We start from the raw sequence: 19,027 nt of genomic DNA, 5'->3' as shown, positions 1-19,027 counted from the left end.
ATCATGCACCAGAACGATTCAAGCCTACGCGAGTAATCTGGATGATCTGCTCAACAACCAACAGCGTCTTGTCCAGTCCAAGTGTGCCAAACAGCAAGGGCAATAATCCCTTGCGTATGGCCGCCTCGATATTTTGTGGATTCAGCGAATTCTCTGCAACGGCATCGCGTACCAAAATATCCATGGCTATAGCCTGTTGAATCAATGTTTCCTGAGCCACATGACCAAGTGCCGAAAAAACGGACTCTCCAAGAACCAGACGCATCACACCAAAGTAAGCTTTGGCATGCGGTTTTTCAGCCAGCACATCAGGTATGCCTTCTGTCTGACGCGCTTCGAGTTTCTGCTCAAACTCCTTAAATAGCGCGTATTGCTTGAGAGGATGGTCAAACATGGCTTCTGCCTCGGCGATAGCCTGTTTCAACAGTTCCCCAAACACCTTCTGTGCATAAGGGTCGTCCGCCAGTTCTTGCTCTATGGTTTTACGCAAACGAGTACGGATGATGTCCGTTTCATTACGCGTCTTCTCTTCCGACCACTGTTCAGTATCTGCAATGCTACCTAATTGGTGCACAAGATACACGCCTTCAGGTTCACGCACTTCCATGCCTATGACCTGTTTGTCGACGAGCTTGCGAATTTGCTCTTCATAGCTACTGTAATCGACCGTTTCCATGGCATCGCGGCGTGCAGTTTGCCGCAGTTCTGTAAAGAATCGCAAATCAGATTTGTAGCGCGCAATCAGGCTTTCGGAAAAGTTTTTGTCTTCAAAAAAACTGCGCGAAGATAAAGCCAACTGCAAACAAAGACCGAACGCGGTCACTGCCGCATAAAAGTCGTCACGCAACTTTTGCCGCTCGTCATACTCATCGCCATCGGGCCCCACAACAAACTTTGGCGTCAACACCTGCCGGTACTGCTCTTTGTCGAGCCGGTTTGCGACGCCCTTAAAAAAAGAGAACAACTTGTCGTACAGGCCAGGCAAGCGTTTGTACTCGGTGCTGAATTGATGATAAAGACCTTCGATGTCCGCGATATCAAAGCCGCCTTGGGTGGTAATTTCCAAATCTTGATAGTGACGGATGGCGGTGTCCAGTTCTTCCAGTATGCCCCGGTAATCGACTAACACTCCATAGCGCTTGGCATCATGCAGGCGATTCACGCGCGCCACGGCTTGGATCAGATTGTGTCCCTTGAGCGGCTTGTCGATGTAAAGCACCGCGTTGCGCGGCTCGTCAAATCCGGTCAACAATTTGTCTACCACGATCAGCAAATCCGGCGCACCATCGGTAGCGAAGTCGCTGATGATCTGCTTTTCATAAACCTCTGGGTCCGCGCCATACTCGGCGATGTTTTGCTTCCACCACTTTTGGACTTCCGGCAAGGTGTCTTCATCCACGTCGGAATTGCCCTCGCGCGTATCGGGCGGCGAGATGACGATCGCACTGGTGACCAGGCCCGTTTCATCGAGTGCCTTTTTGTAGCGAATCGCATTCAGTTTGCTGTCCGTGGCGACTTGCCCTTTCAACCCCATGCCCAGACTCTTGATGTTTTCACTGAAATGGCTGGCAATGTCCCATGCAATCAGTTCAATGCGATTGAGCGCACCATAAATAGCTTTCTTTTTGGCAAATTTACGCTTCAGGTCCGTGCGCTGAGCATCACTAAGATTTACGGTTATTTTTTCAAACCAACGGCTAACCGCCTCTTCATTGATATCCAATCCAGGCTTGCGTTCCTCATATAACAAGGGCGCCACAGTTTCATCTTCTACCGCGCGCTGCATGGTGTAGGCATGAACGATAGGGCCAAACTTATTGGCGGTCTTTTCGTCTTTCAACAAAGGCGTACCCGTAAAAGCAATGTAGGAAGCCCTGGGCAAAGCCTGCTTCATGCGCTCATGCGTTTCACCACCATGGCTACGATGCCCCTCGTCAACCAGCACAATCAAGTCGGGCGTATCATTGCGGCACTCGGCCAGCTTGGAAGCGGTATTGAACTTGTGGATCAAAGTAAAGGTAATACGTTCGGTGCCACTACCAATACGCTTGGCAAGGTCACGGCCGGACAAGCTGCGGCTTTTTTCACCATCTTTTTGCGTGGCCATCGATGAGCCAAATGCACCACCCGACATAAAGTTGCGAGACAGCTGGCTTTCCAGATCAATCCGGTCCGTCACCACCACCACGCGGCACTCTTGCAACGACTTCACCAATAGCAGGGACTTGGTCAAGAACACCATGGTAAAGCTCTTGCCTGAACCTGTGGTGTGCCATACCACGCCCCCCTCACGCCCACCATCAGGACGTCGCTGGCTGATACGCGCCAACAATGCGCGAATACCGAAAAACTGCTGATAGCGCGCGACAATCTTGCCGACCTTACGGTCGAACAATACAAAACCACGCAAAAAATCCAGCAAGCGTTGCGGCGTCAAGAGACTAACCAGCAATCGATCCTGCTCGCTAGCTTGCATGGTATGTGACCATAATGCATCAAAGTAGTCTGCCAAAGCGACTGGTTTACCTTCAAACATGGCTGAGCGGGTATCCGGGGACAAGGCGATATTTTTCAAGGAGCAAATATATGTCTCATCGAATTCTTCTTCACGCCATTTGGCCCAAAACTTTGCCGCCGTGTGCGTGGTGCCGTAACGCCCTTCCGTTTGGCTGATGGAAAGCAGCAATTGCGCGTAAGAGAACAGTTTGGGAATTTCATCTTGCCGCTGGTTGCGCAAATGCTGGCTGATACCTTCCTGCACCATCGACTTGGCCGGATGACTACCTGCGGACTCGGCACGCTTCGCTTCGATCACCACCAGAGGAATACCATTCACATAGCACACCAGATCCGGTATCCGGGTATGCGTACCTTGGGCAGACAGCACTTCCAGCTCTTCTGTCACATCCCAGCGATTGAGCGTGAAATCGCTCCAGTCCACCACATGTATCGTGGGCTGATGCTTTTTACCGTCAGGCATAAATTCCGTGACCGTAATGCCCAAGGCCAGCTTGCCATACAAGCGTTCATTCGCAGGCATCAGTCCGTCGGCAAGGCTCAACGCCGACAACTCCCGCACAACTTGATCGATGCCAAGAGCGGAAAGCGGATACCACTCGCCCTTGTACTCATAACGGCGCGTTTGCAATACCTCAATCAGCCGTCCCTTGAGCAACACTTCCCGCGTGCTGCCGCGCATTGCCAAAGCTTGCGCTGTCTTGATGAAGTTCCAACCAAGGTTACACAGTAGATGCAAGGCGGGAATGTGGGCGCTGTATTGCTCTTTGGCGTTAGGGGTCGTGTTCATGGCTGCCCCGCTGTTTCGGAATCAGGCAAAGCAACGCGTCGTTTCCCTGTTAAGAGTTGTGTCATGAGGGCAGTTTTTTCCTGCTTCAGAAGGTCAAGAGCAATTTCTTGCGTTTCAATCCATTTAGTTGCAGTTGCCAAGGTCTCAGCGATACGCATCTGCTCTTCTATTGAGGGGACTGGCACTTCGCACGCTAAAAAGTCGTGTGGCCTTATATTGAGTAAACCATTGTTCCTCACACCGGTATTCACTAAGGCACCGAGTTGGTCATGCAAGAAGTCGGCGGCAAAGAGTTGTTCAAAAAAGCCTAGAACGCAAGGCGGATTCAAACGAAAGCAAACGTAAACATGGGGAACCAAACCCCGTTCTTCAGACTTGAGAGGATAGACACAGCCGAATTCATAGCGTTTCGAATTTCCCTTGTTGTAGGCAAACTCGCCCTCTCGAAGTAGTACGTAGTTATCCAAACTCTTACCCGCCATGAAACGGCTATATTTCTCGTCTTGCCTAACAAAACCACAAGCTGAAGAGATCATCAAAACAGGCAGCACCTCGTCAGAATCAATTCGTTGCTGTACTCGGTTAGAAATTTCGCTGATGGGTAACATTGGCCAACGAGCTTGCAATACGGGCTTGAGCAACAAATGGTGACGCAGGGATTGCATTTTTTTTCGACTGTTGGTAAGCAACTGCTCGGATGTAGCGATGGCTTTATCCCAGCAGGCAAGAATATTGCCTATTCGCCGCTGCTCGGCTAAGGGTGGCACATCGAGCTTCAAAGGCCTGAGAACTTCTAAGTTGATGTTCTTCTGAGCATTTTGACTGGCTTGGGCATCAAGATCTTTTTGCCGACAAACTAGGGCATATTTGAGCCACAGTACATCGGCCTTATCCGAATATGGCTTGATTCCAACAACACTGTCTGGACACGCAACGGGAAAGACTGTAATTGCCGTTGCACCGATATTCGCAGCGATAGTTAGCAAGATCGTGTCCCGCTCAAAGACTCTGCTAACTAAAACACCTTTCCCATTTAGTGTCTGGCTGTACGACCTAAGAAACATTCCTGCATTTGTAACATCTCCTGTTTGGACGAATGGTACGTCGCCACCGAAGTATCTCGGATCATTACGTGGGCGCACGGAAAATTTTCCACGCTCGACGCTGGCTAGTGAGCTTAGGGGGGCTAGTTTCCAATCGTTAGGAAGCATCACGCCCCCCCTTTCTTATTCAACTGCTTTTCCACCTGTTCCAACTCTTTCATATCCACACTGTCAGCGTCAATGGCCTCAGCCTTGCGCCGCTGTCCATCAAACTCCCCATAGCGCTCATAGGCGATCTTGAGCATTGCCTCATGGCTTATACGTCCAGCTCCTTTCAGCAAGGGGCTTTCGTTAAACTGAATAAAGTTATCCACGTATTGGCGCCAGTCGGCCATTGTCAACTGCTTGCGCTGCCGGATGCGCAGTTCGGCAAACTCCAGGAAGGCTGTGACCATGCGATTCAGGTGATCGATTTCTTCTGCTTTGAGGTAATTCTTGGCGACGATGACATCCGTTTTACGAATACGCTCCGCCTTCCATGCGGTCAACGCCATATTCGGCTGGCCAGGATCGGCGCGAGTGACAATCAGTTCGGCGGCTGTCTGTTGGGTAACGGCGTACAGCATTTTGTTTTGTACTTCGGCAAAAAAATGCCCTACTGCGCCGCCGTCAACGTTGTAGTCCACCGACAATGCAAACAGGTCGCGTACTTTTTGGTAAAAACGCTTCTCGGACGTCCGTATCTCACGGATACGTTCGAGCAGTTCGTCAAAATAATCCCAGCCCACCGGATCTTTCATCCGGGCGTCGTCCATGACGAAACCTTTGACCAGGTATTCGCGCAAATGCGTCGTTGCCCACTGGCGGAACTGAGTTCCTCGTGGAGACTTGACCCGGTAACCGATGGCCAGAATCATGTCCAGGTTGTACAGTTTGACCGGGCGCTTCACCTGTCGCGCACCCTCGATTCGAACTATTAAGTCTTCCTTAATAGTTCCCTCAGCTTGCAGCTCGCCTTCTTCAAGGATGTTCTTGATATGAATGTTGACGTTTGGCACAGAACTTTGGAATAGTTCCGCCAACTCCACTTGCGTCAGCCATACTGTACCGCCCTGCGCCCGCAAGAAGAACGTCGCGCTGCCATCCTCGGACGTGTACAGAACCAGCTCACCTTGGTCGATAGCTGACTTACCGGTATCACTCATAACCCAACTCCTTCAAGTACACCGCCATCTGTGCTTCCAACACTTGAAGTTCTGCCTTGAGTTGCTCGCGCTCCTTGCGCACAGCCATCAGATCGATCTCCACCTCTTCCTCGAAAGTATCGACATAGCGCGGAATATTCAGGTTGAAATCGTTTTCGGCGATCTCGGCAGGGGTCGCCAAGTACGCGTACTTATCTGCCCCCTGCCGTGTGAATGCAGTGTTCAAGATGCGTTGCAAGTCGCTCTCACGCAAGAAATTCTGATTCTTGCCGGCCTCAAAATCACGGCTGGCATCAATGAACAACACCTTGTCGTCGCTCTTGTTTTTACGCAGCACCAACACCGCAGCAGGAATGCCCGTGCCGTAGAACAGTTTTTCGGGCAGACCAATGACCACGTCGAGCAGATTCTCTTCAATCAGTCTCTGGCGGATACGGCCCTCCGCCGCACCACGGAACAATACGCCATGCGGCACTACCACAGCCATGCGTCCACTACCAGGCTTCATGGTTTCCACCATATGCAAAATGAATGCATAGTCGCCCTTGGTACGCGGCGGCACGCCACGGCGGAAGCGGCTGAATTTGTCGGTATCGGCGCCTTCATGGCCCCACTTCTCCAGACTAAAAGGAGGATTGGCGACAACAATGTCAAAGTGTTTGAGGTTGGCTGCGCTGTCGAGCAGCTTCGGGTTGCGTATGGTATCGCCCCATTCGATGCGATGATTATCTTCACCATGGAGTAACATATTCATCTTGGCCAAAGCCCATGTACTGCCTATCGCCTCTTGTCCATATAGCGCATATTTGCGTGAACCCGTGTTCTCGCGGATCAATCGGCCGCACTTCATCAGCAAGGAACCTGAACCACAAGTAGGGTCGCAGATTTCATCGCCCTCCTGCGGCGCCATCAGACGCGCCATCAATGAAGATACTTCCGGTGGGGTATAGAACTCGCCAGCCTTTTTGCCACTGGTCGAAGCAAAATTCTTGATCAGGAATTCATAAGCGTTACCAATAACATCAAGAGTGCCGACTCGGCTAGGCCGTAAATCCAATGCGGGCTTTGCAAAATCTTCCAGCAGATGACGCAGGATGTCATTTTTTTGCTGCTCTTCGCCCAGCTTGTTGGAATTGAAGCTGATGTCTTGAAAAACATCGCGCAGCTTGGTCAAATTCGCATCTTCAATAGCGTGTAATGCCTTATCGATACGTTCGCCGTTACCGGCACTGTGACGCAAGCTGTGCAGCGAGTAGAAACTGGCACTGGCTGGCAAGACAAAACGCTCGTTCTTGAGCATTTCTTCGATCAGTTCAGGATGATCACCATATTGCTTTTTGTAGTTGTCGTAGTGATCTTGCCAAACATCAGACACATACTTAAGAAATAGCATGGTCAAAACAAAGTCTTTATAGATACTAGGATCCACCGTGCCACGGAATGTGTCACACGCGCTCCAGACTGCAGCATTAATTTCGTCCTGGCTAACGGAGGTCATTTTCATATTCAGATCGTTCATGGATTTTCCTGCAAATATTAGGTTGCCGCCGGAATCAGACCGTCAGCAAGTGCATTGATTTGTTGTTCGCGGTTGCGAATAAGCTGTTTAAGTATCTGGCGTTCCTGGCGCGCAAGTTCAGCCAGCGCGACGATGCTTTGTTGGACATGCAACGATGGAATGCTCAGCGTGAGTGCCTCCAGCAGTGGACGACGTATGCTGAGTTGACTGCTACCCTCGGCAGCCTGTAACAGTTGTCGCTGAAATGGAGGTTGATTGATTTGCCAGGCAACAAATGCTGGCATAAGCGTCGCTGTTGACTTCACCTGCAGATGAAAAAAATGCGGGCTGCAAACAGCAGGATGGGGCGGGCGATCCAGACAGACCGCGTAAAAACGCGCGCCTTTGGAAACAAGAAGAATATCGTCTTCTTTCAACCAGGCTGGCAATCTATGCGTGTTCAAATTGGTGCGGAGCACGCCGGACCAATTCACACCACGCTCGGGATTGACATCCTTCATCTGCACAGCTAGCGCATTCCCATCCACAGCTCCTTCAATGGAACCGCGGAAAGAATAGCCACCTTGCAGGTGAAGCAGATCAATAATAGGAGAAATATTTGCATCAATTTTCATGATGCAAATATATCTGATATGTTTTAAATTTTCAAGTTAACTTTCGCATCAATTCGATTGATGCGAGAATTTAAATCACTCCACCGTCACCGACTTCGCCAAATTCCTCGGTTTATCCACATCCGTCCCCCGCGCCAGCGCCGTGTGATACGCCAGCAATTGCAGCGCCACCACGTGCAGAATCGGTGACAGCAGGCCGTAGTGTTCCGGCAGGCGGATCACGTGCAAGCCTTCGCCGGAGGTGATGCGCGAATCGACGTCGGCGAAGACGAACAGCTGGCCGCCGCGGGCGCGCACTTCCTGCATGTTCGATTTCAGCTTTTCAATCAGCGTGTCGTTCGGTGCGATGGTGACGACCGGCATTTCTTCGGTGACCAGCGCCAGCGGGCCGTGTTTCAATTCGCCGGCCGGATACGCTTCGGCGTGGATGTAGGAAATTTCTTTCAGCTTCAGCGCGCCTTCCAGCGCGATCGGATAATGCATGCCGCGGCCCAGGAAGAGGGCGTTTTCCTTGCGCGCGAAATCTTCCGACCAAGCCATGATTTGCGGTTCCAGCGCCAGCACCGAGGCGATCGCCACCGGCAAGTGGCGCATCGCTTTCAGGTGCGCCGCTTCTTCTTCGTCGCTCAGCAAGCCGTTCACTTGCGCCAGCGTCAGCGTCAGCAGGAACAGGGCGGCCAGCTGGGTGGTGAAGGCCTTGGTCGACGCCACGCCGACTTCCACGCCGGCGCGGGTGATGTAAGCCAGCGAACACTCGCGCACCATGGCGCTGGTGGCGACGTTGCAGATGGTCAGCGTGTGCTGCATGCCGAGGCTGCGCGCATGTTTCAGCGCGGCTAAGGTGTCGGCGGTTTCGCCGCTTTGCGAAATCGTCACGACCAGGGTGTTCGGGTGCGGCACGCTGTCGCGGTAGCGGTATTCGCTGGCCACTTCGACGCTGCACGGAATCTTGGCGACCGATTCGATCCAGTATTTGGCGGTCATGCCGGCGTAGGAACTGGTGCCGCACGCCAGGATCAGCACGCGGTCGATCTGTTTGAAGACTTTGTAGGCGCCGTCGCCAAACAGTTCCGGCATGATGCCGGTGACGCCTTCGAGCGTGTCGCCGATGACGCGCGGCTGTTCGAAGATTTCTTTTTGCATGTAGTGGCGGTACGGGCCCAGTTCGGCCGCGCCGGTGTGCGCGTGCACGGTCTTGACTTCGCGCTCGACGGACTTGCCGTCGACGTCGACGATCCAGCAGCGCGACAGTTGCAGGTCGACCACGTCGCCTTCTTCCAGGTAGATGATCTGGTCGGTGGTGCCGGCCAGCGCCATCGCGTCGGAGGCGACGAAGTTTTCGCCTTTGCCGAGGCCGACGATCAGTGGCGAGCCTTGGCGCGCGGCTACCACTCGGTGCGGTTCGTCGCGGCAGAAGACGGCGATGGCGTAGGCGCCGGTCAGGCGTTTGACGGCGTGCTGCACGGTGTCGAACAAGTCGCCGTTGTACATGTGGTCGACCAGGTGGGCGATCACTTCGGTGTCGGTCTGGCTCAGGAAGACATAACCGAGGGCGCTCAGTTCGGCGCGCAATTCGTCGTGGTTTTCGATGATGCCGTTGTGCACCAGGGCGATGCGGGCGCTGTCGTCGTTCGGCGAAAAGTGCGGATGGGCATTGTGCGACAGCGGCGCGCCGTGGGTCGCCCAGCGGGTGTGGGCGATGCCGGTAAAGCCGCTCAGCGCGGCGCCGTCGATCTGCTTTTCCAAGTCGGCCACGCGCGAGGTGCTGCGCGAACGCTGCAGGCGGCCATCCGTATGCAGCGCCACGCCGCACGAATCGTAGCCGCGGTATTCCAGGCGTTTTAAGCCTTCGACCAGGATGGGAGTGATGTTACGTTGCGCTACTGCGCCGACGATGCCGCACATGGGAGCCTCTAGTTAGAAAAAAAGTATGAACGCCATGCTAATGCAGAGTTTGTGAAATAAGCTTTCTAAATCTACGATTATTTGAAATAATATTTCATACGTATTTTCACATGAAATATTATTTCACTTAAACTGATTTTCTTTCTTAAATCATTAAATCATGACAAACACTGTTGTTGCACTGGATGAAGTTGATCGTCGCATCTTGAATGCGCTGCAAGTTGATGCATCACAAACCAACAGTGAACTGGCGCAAGAAGTTCATGTGTCGCCGCCAACATGTTTGCGCCGCGTCAAGCATCTGACCGAAACTGGCGTCATCGAGCGCCAGGTGGCCATCGTTGCGCCGGAGAAGGTCGGGCCGCGCCTGACGGCCATCGTCGAGATCACGCTGGATGTGCAGGCGGCCGAGCGGATGGAAGAGTTCGAGCGCCATGTCGCCGCCGATGCGGCGGTGCTGCAATGCTACCGGGTGGCGCCGGGGCCGGATTTTGTGTTGATCGTGCAAGTGACGGACATGCCGGCCTACCACGCGCTGGCGCACCGCCTGTTCGCCGCACATGTCAATGTGCGCAATGTGAAGAGTTATTTTTCGACTTTCCGCAGCAAGTTCGAGACCCGCATCGCGGTGTAGCAAGTGGAGCGGCAAGCGATGCGGCAACTTATACAGGCTTATTCACACGCTTATCCACAAGCGGGCGTGAGGCTTTATTTGAGACGCAGCTTGTCGAGCATCGCAGCGCGTAAGATATCGTTCAAACGGCTTTGATATCCCTTGCCCTGGCTTTTTAGCCACTCAAGCACATCCGCATCGATTCGTACCGTCAGTTGCTGCTTGAGCGGACGATAGAACTTTCCGCGCACAGAGCCTTCCCAGTCTTGCTCCGTGGTAGCCGGGATGTCTGAGAAATCAATATCGCTTTCCGCTTTATTCGCCAGTAACGCCAACTCTCGCAGCAAGGGATCAGCTACTTTGCTCATATATTTTCCTTTCCAACTTGGTAGCGCGTCGCGCAGAAATGATCCGTATATGCTCTATGCAACTTTCACCGACATACCATGTATGCGCCACCAACAGCATGACAACGCCATGTACCACCCCTATCGTCTGCCATCGTTGCTCACCGTTTTCAATGCGATCTTGTCGAGTGCGGTGCAAGGGATCCTCAAACACAAGTTTGGCAACGTCAAAGCTGACTCCATGCTTGCGCAGATTACTTTCATTCTTCGCATCATCCCATGAAAACAATCGCAGCTCCTTTTGTTACTACCTTATTGTAGTTACAAATCATGAGAACTCAAGTAAGACATGCCTTCGCATGCCAAGTTATACAGTCTTATCCATCACTTGTTCAGCGCTTATCACCACTGTTACCAACAAGTTTATCCACACACCACCCTACCAACAAAGCAGGAAATTACAAAAAATAACCATCAAAAACAATGCCTTAGAAATTATCACCAAGCAATAAACAGCTTACCCACAAGCTTATTCACAGGCTGCGTCAAGACCCTGCAATGCTTGAATCACTATCGACCTTTAGTGCTGAAAATATGCGCAAAAAAATCGATAGCGACAAAACTTATCCCGACTTTTGCACCGGTTTTACAGTACTTGCCCCATGCTTATCAGCATACTTCTGCACAGATTTATTCACAGCCCATCTAGTGACAATTACTTAAGATCGGCGCATGGATACACGCCCCCCGGAAAAGTTGTTCCGGCTTATCCACAATTTTATCCACAGACTCGCATAAAAAAAGCCGCCGGCCCAAACGGGCGCGGCGGCAGTAAGGAATGCGCTGCGGAAATTGAAAAGCTTACTTCTTGATCTTTTCCGGACGCTTCCAGCTGTCGATGGTAATTTGCTTGGCGCGCGAAATGGTCAGCTTGCCGGCTGGCGCATCCTTGGTCAGCGTGGTGCCGGCGCCCAGGGTGGCCCCTTTGCCGACCGTGACCGGCGCCACCAGCTGGCTGTCGCTGCCGATGAAGGCGTCGTCTTCGATCACGGTGCGGAATTTGTTGACGCCATCGTAGTTGCAGGTGATGGTGCCGGCGCCGACGTTGACGCGCGAGCCGATGGTCGCGTCGCCGATGTAGGCCAGGTGGTTGGCCTTGCTGTGCGCGGCCACCTGGCTATTCTTGATTTCAACGAAGTTGCCGACGTGAACGTCTTCGGCCAGTACGGTGCCGGGACGCAAACGGGCGTACGGTCCGATGATCGAAGCGGGGCCGACCACTGCGTCTTCGATATGGCAAAACGGCTTGATCACGGCGCCGGCCGCGATGCTGGCGTTGACGATGACGCTGTGCGCGCCGACGCTGACGCCGTCGGCCAGTTCGACCAGTCCCTCGAATACGCAACCGACATCGATGGTGACGTCGCGTCCGCAAATCAATTCGCCGCGCACGTCGATGCGCGCCGGGTCGAGCAGGGTGACGCCGCGTTCCAGCAAGCCTTGCGCGATATTGTTTTGATGGATGCGTTCCAGTTCGGCCAGCTGCACCTTGCTGTTGACGCCCGCCACTTCCCACTGCGCCGCCGGTTGCGCCGAGACCACCGGCACGCCATCGGCCACCGCCTGGGCCACGATATCGGTCAGGTAATACTCGCCTTGGGCATTGTTGTTCGACAAGGCCGCCAGCCATTTTTTCAACTGCGAGGTCGGCACCGACATGATGCCGCTATTGATTTCCTTGATCGCCCGTTCCGCGTCGCTGGCGTCTTTTTCTTCGACGATACGCACGATCTGGCCGTTTTCACGCACCATGCGGCCCAGGCCGAAAGGGTTGTCTTGTTCCACGGTCAGGATGCCCAGCTTGTCGCTGCCGGCCGCGACCACCAGCCGGTGCAATGCGGCGGCGCTGGTCAGCGGCACGTCGCCGTACAGGATCAGCGTCGGCACGGATTCATCCAGCAAGGGCAGGGCTTGCATCACGGCATGACCGGTACCCAGCTGCTGTTCTTGCAGCGCCGCGTCGATCTGGACGGCTTGCGCGGTATTCTGCTTTTCAAGCAACTTCAGCACCGCTGCGCCCCCATGTCCGTAAATAACGCATAATTTAGACGGCGCCAGACCACGCGCCGTATCGATCACGTGCGACAGCAGCGGCTTGCCTGCCAGGGGATGTAACACTTTGGGCAGCGCCGATTGCATGCGCTTTCCCATGCCGGCGGCGAGGATGACAACATTCATAGACCGTGATTTTATAAGTTGAGAATATGGAAAAGTTTAACACGCATGCCCTCTGCCTCCCCCGGATACGCCTGTTGTTACTGGTCTCATTGCTGGCGCTGCTCGCCGCTTGCAGTTCCTTGCGCCTGACCTACAACCATGGTGACACGATACTGTACTGGTGGCTGAACGCTTACGTGGATATCGATTCGGATCAAAAAGGCTGGGTCAAGAAAGATATCGACAATTTCTTCGCGTGGCACCGCAAGACCCAGTTGAAGGATTATGTGCAAGTGCTGAGCCATGCCCAGCGCCAGTTGCAGGGCAATGTCACGCAAGCCGATTTGCTGGCCGATTACAGCGACATCAAGCAACGCACCGAGGCGCTGCTGCTCAAGGCGCAACCGGAACTGGCCGACCTGGCGATGGCGCTGCGTCCGGAACAGATTGCACAGATGGAAAAAAAGTTCGCGTCGAATAACGACGATTACCGCAAAAAATACCTGCGCGGCGACCAGGACAAGCGCCAGCAATACCGTTTCGATAAAGCGATGGAGCAATTCGAATTATGGTTCGGCAATTTCAGCAGGGAACAGCAAGACAGTATCCGCAAGGCGTCCGACGCGCGTCCGCTGGACAATGAGATCTGGCTCGACGAACGCATCAGGCGGCAGCGCAATATCGTCAACCTGGTGCAAAAGGTGCAGCGCGAAAAGTTGAACAAGGACGCCACCATCGCCTTGATCCACAACTTGATACAGGACAGTTTTAATCGCCTCGACCATTCCGAGCGCAAGGCCTTTTTCGATACCACCAATGAAGCGACGGCGAATCTGGTGCTGACCGTCATCAAGATCGCCACGCCGGCCCAGAAAGCCCACGCGATCAAGCGCATGCAGGGCTGGATCGACGACTTTAATGCGCTGGCGGCGGACATGAAGTAAGCAGCGCCGGCACCGGCAGGGGCGGGGAGGCCATATGCTATAGTGGCCGCCAATATATCCCTGAGTTTTCCATGCAAAAATCGAATAAAAAACCCGCCAAGGTCCCGGTCCATCGTCCACCTCCAGCCAATCAGGTGCGCATCATCGGCGGCGTCTGGAAACGCAGCATCTTGCCGGTGCTCGACGCGCTCGGCTTGCGTCCGACGCCGGACCGCGTGCGCGAAACCGTGTTTAACTGGATCAACCATTTGCGCGACGGCGAGTGGGCCGATGCGCAATGCCTGGACTTGTTCGCCGGCAGCGGCGCGCTCGGTTTCGAAGCGGCCAGCCGCGGCGCGGCATCGGTCACCATGGTCGACACCCACACGCCGGTGATACGCCAGCTCGATGAGATCAAGACCAGGCTGCGCGCCGACCAGGTGCAGCTGGTGCGCGGCGACGCCTTGGCCGTGGCGCAAGGCATGGCCGCGCGCGGCCAGCGTTTCGATGTCATCTTCCTCGATCCGCCTTACCAGCAAGACTTTTTGTCGCGCATCTTGCCGGTCTGCGCATCGCTGCTGAAAGAAGGCGGCTTGATCTACGCCGAATCCGGCTTGACGATGGTGTTCGATGAAGCCGCCGGGGAACAAAAACCGGATTGGATGATCCCATGGGAAGTGATCCGCGCCGACAAAGCGGGGACGGTGTTCTACCATTTGCTCACTTACAACAAAACCGCGTGAATCGTTGAAATTGCCCCTGAAGATGCCTGTTTATTGAGCAAAAGCAAGCCCCATCGCGGGGCAAAAGCCGATTTTGAGGCATAATGCGCGTTCTATATTGGTGCATCTCTAGGGAGCCGCAATGGTTGTAGCAGTTTATCCAGGAACATTCGATCCGCTGACGCGTGGTCATGAAGATTTGGTGCGCCGCGCATCCGGTCTGTTTGACAAGCTGATCGTCGGTGTTGCCGACAGCAAGAACAAAAAACCGTTTTTTTCGCTGGATGAGCGCCTGGAAATCGCCAATGAAGTGTTGGGGCATTACCCGAACGTGCAGGTGGAAAGTTTTTCCGGCCTGTTGAAGGATTTTGTGCGCAACCACGATGCGCGCGTCATCGTGCGCGGTTTGCGCGCGGTGTCCGATTTCGAATATGAATTCCAGATGGCCGGCATGAACCGTTATTTGCTGCCGGACGTGGAAACCATGTTCTTGACGCCGTCCGACCAGTACCAGTTTATTTCGGGCACCATCGTGCGCGAAATCTCGGCGCTGGGCGGCGATGTTTCCAAATTTGTGTTCCCCTCGGTGGACCGTTGGCTGCAAAAGAAACTTGCATCGCTGGCGGACCAGGCCGAATAAGTTGCGAGTCCGACCATGGCATTACTGATTACCGACGACTGTATCAATTGCGACGTGTGCGAGCCCGAGTGCCCGAACGACGCGATCTATATGGGTCCTGAAATTTACGAAATCGATCCGAACAAATGCACCGAATGCGTCGGCCACTTCAGTGAGCCGCAATGCCAGCAGGTGTGCCCGGTCAGCTGCATCCCGTTCAATCCGGCCTGGCGCGAAACCCCGGCCGAACTGCAAGCCAAGTACGAACGCCTGCAAGCCGAACGCCCCGCCTGATTTCCCTGCGCTACCGCGCCGGCACGGCTGGCGCATGCTCCCCGCACGACTTCCCGAATTGTTCTACACTGCAATCGCGGCAGCTCACGGCCGCGGCCTGATTTCCCTACGGAGCACTGACCTATGACGCATCGCAGAAAGATATTGGGATGGCTGGCGGCCGCCTGCCTGGTGTGCAGCGCCCCCGCCATCGCGCTGGAAGCCTCGGGTGTCAAGTTCGATGAAACACTGCAGCTGGCCGGCAAGGAATTGAAGCTGAACGGCGCCGGCATCCGCTACAAGGCGATTTTCAAGGTGTATGCGGTCGGCTTGTATCTGCCGGAAAAGAAAACCACGCTGGCCGAGATCCTGCCGCTGCCGGGTCCGCGCCGGCTGGCCATCGTCATGCTGCGCGACGTCAGCTCGGAAGACTTTGGCGACGCGTTCATGCAAGGCTTGAGCAACAATGCCGACAAGGCCGAGCAAACCAGCGTACTGAGCCAGACCATGCAATTCGGCGAATTGTTCGCCATGTTTCCGGGCCTGAAAAAAGGCGATACGATCGCGCTGGACTGGATACCCGGCAGCGGCACGTTATGCGAGCTGAACGGGAAACTGGTCGGCCATGTGATCCCGGACCTCGCCTTCTACAACGTGGTGCTGAAGATATGGCTGGGCAAGCATCCGGCCGATAGCGCGCTGCGGCAAAAGCTGCTCGGCGATCCGGAGACATAAAAAAAGCCGCTGAGTCAGCGGCTTTTACGGGTTTTTACGTATGCTGCAAGCGCAGCAAATTGGTGCCTGTCCTTTACGCGCGCGCCGCCAGCGCGCGCAATTCAGCGGATAGCCTCGGGGCCGACGCATCCATCTTGTTCAACATGCGGCTGAGCATTTACGCATCGCGCATCTGCATCTTGGCCAGCCGTTGTTCCCTGCTCAATTTTGGTTTTACCACCAGCACCAACGCCCGCGCAATGCCCACCAACAGCGGCCTGAACAGCAAAACGAAGGCCAGCAGGGCAGCGCTGCCCAGCACGACTTCGATGACGCCGGCCGGCGAGACTGCCTGCAGCGGCAAGGCGCTGGCATGGAAGGCGGAGATGAAGGTAGACATGAATTTCCAGTGCATTATAGAATCGTTGACGGTACTATAGTGCAGTGCAACATATAAATCTAATTTCAGTTGCTGATACCGTTTATATGAAACATGAATGTAATAGCGTAATATTTACTAAAATGAAGCAGACCGTGAATAACACGGCCATATTACTTAACCATCTTTTGTAATCACTCTATCCTGGGCCGACCATGAGTTTTTTGACGCTGGACTTGAACTTGCTGCGTGTATTCGACGCCGTGATGACCGAGCAAAACCTGACCCGCGCCGCCGGCCACCTGGCGATGACCCAGCCCGCCGTGTCGAACGCCATCAAGCGCCTGCGCGAAAGCCTGGGCGATGAATTGCTGATCCGCACCGCCTACGGCGTCAAGCCGACCCCGCGCGCCGAAGCCCTGTGGCCATCGGTGCGCTCGGCGCTGGCCAGCCTGGAAGCGGCCGTCACGCCGGAAACATTCGATGTGTCGAAAGCCCATGCGACCTTCCGCATGGCAATGGCCGACGCGACCGCCGCCTTTTGGCTGCCGTCGCTGATGCGCTCGATCGAGAGCGAAGCGCCCGGCGTCAATGTGCGCATGGTGCCGCTGACCACCCGCGAACCGCGGCCGATGCTGTTGCGCGGCGACATAGACCTGGCGGTCGGTTTCTTCCCTGGCGTGGCGGCGCAATTGTCGAGTGAAACCGGTTCGCCGATCCGCCATGAACGCTTGTACTCCGGCAAATACGTGTGCGTGATGCGCAAGCAGCATCCGCTGGCCAAGGTGACGTTGACGCTGGATAACTATTGCGCGGCCAACCACTTGCTGGTCAGCTTTTCCGGACGCGCCCACGGCCTGGTCGATGAAGCGCTGGCGCAAATCCACCGCGAACGGCGCATCTTGCTGACCGTGAACCAATTCTTTACGGCCGGCAGGGTGGTGGCGAACTCGGACTTGATCACCGTGCTGCCGCGCCATTTGATCGCGTCGACCGGCATGACCGATGCGCTGCTGTACAAGGAATTGCCGTTCACCTTGCCCGCGGTTCACCTGGACATGCTGTGGCATGAACGCGACGCCCGCAGCCCGGCCCACAAATGGCTGCGCGCGCACCTGGAAGGCATGAATACGGTGACCCTGCGCCAGGCGACGGCGGCCGGCGGCGGGATTGCGCCCAAGGGCCACGTCGAATAACGATGCATGCGCGCCGCCTGCTTCTCTGCTTACAATAAATAAGCGCCTCTCCACTTTCAACCACCACAGATAGATGAACAACACCGGGAAAGTCAATTGGAAGCGCCATGCAGCATCTTTGCTGCTGGGCCTGTTGTGCAGCGTCGGCCTGATCAGCGAGATGGCTTACGCCCAGGCGGCCATCCCCGTGTATCGCTACTTCGTCAAGAACACCTATCCGCACGATCCCCAGGCGTTCACGCAGGGCTTGCTGTTCAAGGATGGCCACTTGTATGAAAGCACGGGCCAGAATGGGCAATCGTCGCTGCGCAAGGTGGACTTGAGCAGCGGCAGGGTGGTGCAGCGAACGATGCTGGACAAGGATGTCTTTGGCGAAGGCATCACCGATGTGGGCAATGACATCATCGGCCTGACCTGGACCTCGCAAGTCGGTTATGTGTTCGACCAGAAGACATTCAAGCTCAAGCGCAAGTTCCACTACCCGGGAGAAGGCTGGGGCCTGGCCAGCGACCGTGACTCCGTTTACATGAGCGACGGCAGCGCCTTCATCCGGGTGCTGGATCCGCACACCCTGGCCGAGGTGCGCCGCGTCGAAGTCAAGGCCGAGGGCAAGCCGATCGCCAGCCTGAATGAGCTGGAAATGGTCGACGGCCAGCTGTTTGCCAACATATGGGGCGCCGACGTGATCGCCCGCATCGATCCTGCCAGCGGCGCGGTGGTCGGCTGGATCGACCTGACGGGCTTGCTGCCGCCCGGGCAGCGCGGCACCGACAATCCTGACGCCGTGCTCAACGGCATTGCCTGGGACAGCCGCGGCAAGCGTTTGTTTGTGACGGGCAAACTGTGGCCCAAGCTGTTCGAGATCGAACTGATCGAAGTCCAGCGTCATTGAGGTTTCGTGCGGGACAGCCTGTGCCTACTTGATGGGAAGTTTCGTCGTGTTCTTCACTTCTTCCATCACCGCATAGGTGTGGGTTTCGCGCACGCCTTTTTGCAACAGGGTTTTACCGAGGAATTCGCGGTAAGCGGCCATATCCTTGACGCGCGCCTTGACCAGATAATCGAAACCGCCGGCCACCATATGACATTCCAGTACCTCCGGAATGATTTGTACGCTATGCTTGAAGGCGTCGAATACTTCCGGCGTGGTGCGATCCAATACCACTTCGATGAATACCAGCAGCGAAACGTCCAGCAGTTGCGGATTCAGCTGGGCGGTGTAGCCCATGATATAGCCGGATTCATGCAGCTTGCGCACGCGTTCCAGGCAAGCCGCAGGCGACAGGTTGACGCGCGCCGCCAGTTCCACATTGCTGATGCGTCCATCGCTCTGCAATTCCATTAAGATTTTCTTGCTGATCTTGTCGAGCATACCAGGCCACCCCTAATTAATTATATTTGGTTAAATTGTCGCATTAAAAACTATCTATG

Annotated in this window: 19 protein-coding genes; 8 read left to right on the top strand and 11 right to left on the bottom strand. The window is 54.9% G+C overall.

Features of this window, described 5'->3' with window-relative positions; genetic code table 11:
* Position 1: 1 nt before the first annotated feature.
* The 6 genes from GJA_RS24620 to glmS all read right to left on the bottom strand — a co-directional run bounded on the left by GJA_RS24620 (position 2) and on the right by glmS (position 9,593).
* Positions 2–3,307, bottom strand: coding sequence for a type I restriction endonuclease subunit R (locus GJA_RS24620; protein WP_038497655.1), 3,306 nt, complete (start codon positions 3,305–3,307; stop codon positions 2–4).
* Positions 3,304–4,518, bottom strand: a complete 1,215-nt coding sequence (locus GJA_RS24615; protein WP_038497654.1) for a restriction endonuclease subunit S — start codon at positions 4,516–4,518, stop codon at positions 3,304–3,306. Before GJA_RS24615 ends, GJA_RS24620 begins: the two co-directional genes overlap by 4 nt.
* Positions 4,518–5,555, bottom strand: a complete 1,038-nt coding sequence (locus GJA_RS24610) for a virulence RhuM family protein (protein WP_038497653.1) — start codon at positions 5,553–5,555, stop codon at positions 4,518–4,520. The genes GJA_RS24615 and GJA_RS24610 overlap by 1 nt, the downstream gene beginning before the upstream one ends.
* Positions 5,548–7,074, bottom strand: a complete 1,527-nt coding sequence (locus tag GJA_RS24605) for a type I restriction-modification system subunit M (RefSeq protein ID WP_242404623.1) — start codon at positions 7,072–7,074, stop codon at positions 5,548–5,550. Before GJA_RS24605 ends, GJA_RS24610 begins: the two co-directional genes overlap by 8 nt.
* A 17-nt stretch (positions 7,075–7,091) precedes the next feature.
* Complete coding sequence (locus tag GJA_RS26945; protein ID WP_081905562.1) at positions 7,092–7,688, bottom strand: restriction endonuclease subunit S; 597 nt, start codon at positions 7,686–7,688, stop codon at positions 7,092–7,094.
* 75 nt (positions 7,689–7,763) lie between these two features.
* A complete protein-coding gene (glmS, locus tag GJA_RS24595) occupies positions 7,764–9,593 on the bottom strand; it encodes a glutamine--fructose-6-phosphate transaminase (isomerizing) (protein ID WP_038497651.1) in 1,830 nt (609 codons plus the stop codon).
* Between the two features lie 160 nt (positions 9,594–9,753).
* Between glmS and GJA_RS24590 the strand changes: the two genes are divergently transcribed.
* Positions 9,754–10,227 carry an Lrp/AsnC family transcriptional regulator gene (locus GJA_RS24590; protein WP_038497650.1) on the top strand — a complete coding sequence of 158 codons (474 nt, stop codon included), beginning with the start codon at positions 9,754–9,756 and terminating at the stop codon, positions 10,225–10,227.
* A 74-nt stretch (positions 10,228–10,301) separates the two neighbouring features.
* Here the strand turns inward: GJA_RS24590 and GJA_RS24585 are convergent, their stop codons facing one another.
* The 3 genes from GJA_RS24585 to glmU form a co-directional block, all read right to left on the bottom strand.
* Positions 10,302–10,574 (bottom strand): BrnA antitoxin family protein, encoded by a 273-nt coding sequence (locus tag GJA_RS24585; protein ID WP_038497649.1) that lies wholly within the window; start codon positions 10,572–10,574, stop codon positions 10,302–10,304.
* Entirely contained in the window at positions 10,558–10,842 is a 285-nt protein-coding gene (locus GJA_RS26940; RefSeq protein ID WP_369689969.1) for a BrnT family toxin, read from the bottom strand. Before GJA_RS26940 ends, GJA_RS24585 begins: the two co-directional genes overlap by 17 nt.
* Before the next feature lie 572 nt (positions 10,843–11,414).
* Positions 11,415–12,791, bottom strand: coding sequence for a bifunctional UDP-N-acetylglucosamine diphosphorylase/glucosamine-1-phosphate N-acetyltransferase GlmU (gene glmU, locus GJA_RS24575; RefSeq protein ID WP_038497647.1), 1,377 nt, complete (start codon positions 12,789–12,791; stop codon positions 11,415–11,417).
* Between the two features lie 74 nt (positions 12,792–12,865).
* Here glmU and GJA_RS24570 point away from each other — a divergent pair, with 74 nt between their 5' ends.
* From GJA_RS24570 to GJA_RS24550, 5 genes are all read left to right on the top strand, one after another.
* Entirely contained in the window at positions 12,866–13,714 is an 849-nt protein-coding gene (locus GJA_RS24570) for a DUF6279 family lipoprotein (protein ID WP_339325672.1), read from the top strand.
* Between the two features lie 71 nt (positions 13,715–13,785).
* Complete coding sequence (gene rsmD, locus GJA_RS24565) at positions 13,786–14,436, top strand: 16S rRNA (guanine(966)-N(2))-methyltransferase RsmD (protein WP_038497645.1); 651 nt, start codon at positions 13,786–13,788, stop codon at positions 14,434–14,436.
* A 121-nt stretch (positions 14,437–14,557) separates the two neighbouring features.
* Positions 14,558–15,055, top strand: a complete 498-nt coding sequence (coaD, locus tag GJA_RS24560) for a pantetheine-phosphate adenylyltransferase (RefSeq protein ID WP_038497644.1) — start codon at positions 14,558–14,560, stop codon at positions 15,053–15,055.
* A gap of 15 nt (positions 15,056–15,070) precedes the next feature.
* Positions 15,071–15,328 (top strand): YfhL family 4Fe-4S dicluster ferredoxin, encoded by a 258-nt coding sequence (locus tag GJA_RS24555; RefSeq protein ID WP_038497643.1) that lies wholly within the window; start codon positions 15,071–15,073, stop codon positions 15,326–15,328.
* A 123-nt stretch (positions 15,329–15,451) separates the two neighbouring features.
* Positions 15,452–16,042, top strand: coding sequence for a chalcone isomerase family protein (locus GJA_RS24550; RefSeq protein ID WP_038497642.1), 591 nt, complete (start codon positions 15,452–15,454; stop codon positions 16,040–16,042).
* A 157-nt stretch (positions 16,043–16,199) separates the two neighbouring features.
* Here the strand turns inward: GJA_RS24550 and GJA_RS24545 are convergent, their stop codons facing one another.
* Positions 16,200–16,421, bottom strand: a complete 222-nt coding sequence (locus GJA_RS24545) for a hypothetical protein (RefSeq protein ID WP_242404622.1) — start codon at positions 16,419–16,421, stop codon at positions 16,200–16,202.
* A 194-nt stretch (positions 16,422–16,615) separates the two neighbouring features.
* Here GJA_RS24545 and GJA_RS24540 point away from each other — a divergent pair, with 194 nt between their 5' ends.
* Both GJA_RS24540 and GJA_RS24535 read left to right on the top strand, forming a co-directional pair.
* Positions 16,616–17,596 (top strand): LysR family transcriptional regulator, encoded by a 981-nt coding sequence (locus GJA_RS24540; protein WP_038497641.1) that lies wholly within the window; start codon positions 16,616–16,618, stop codon positions 17,594–17,596.
* 73 nt (positions 17,597–17,669) lie between these two features.
* The gene (locus tag GJA_RS24535) at positions 17,670–18,488 is read left to right on the top strand and encodes a glutaminyl-peptide cyclotransferase (protein ID WP_081905560.1); all 819 of its coding nucleotides are present in this window, start codon (positions 17,670–17,672) and stop codon (positions 18,486–18,488) included.
* A 24-nt stretch (positions 18,489–18,512) separates the two neighbouring features.
* Here GJA_RS24535 and GJA_RS24530 read toward each other — a convergent pair whose 3' ends face one another.
* Entirely contained in the window at positions 18,513–18,968 is a 456-nt protein-coding gene (locus GJA_RS24530) for an Lrp/AsnC ligand binding domain-containing protein (RefSeq protein ID WP_010393827.1), read from the bottom strand.
* Positions 18,969–19,027 lie beyond the last annotated feature (59 nt).

The organism is Janthinobacterium agaricidamnosum NBRC 102515 = DSM 9628 (assembly GCF_000723165.1).
GTDB classification, from domain to species: Bacteria; Pseudomonadota; Gammaproteobacteria; order Burkholderiales; family Burkholderiaceae_D; genus Janthinobacterium; species Janthinobacterium agaricidamnosum.
This window is presented reverse-complemented; position numbering and strand designations above follow the sequence as displayed.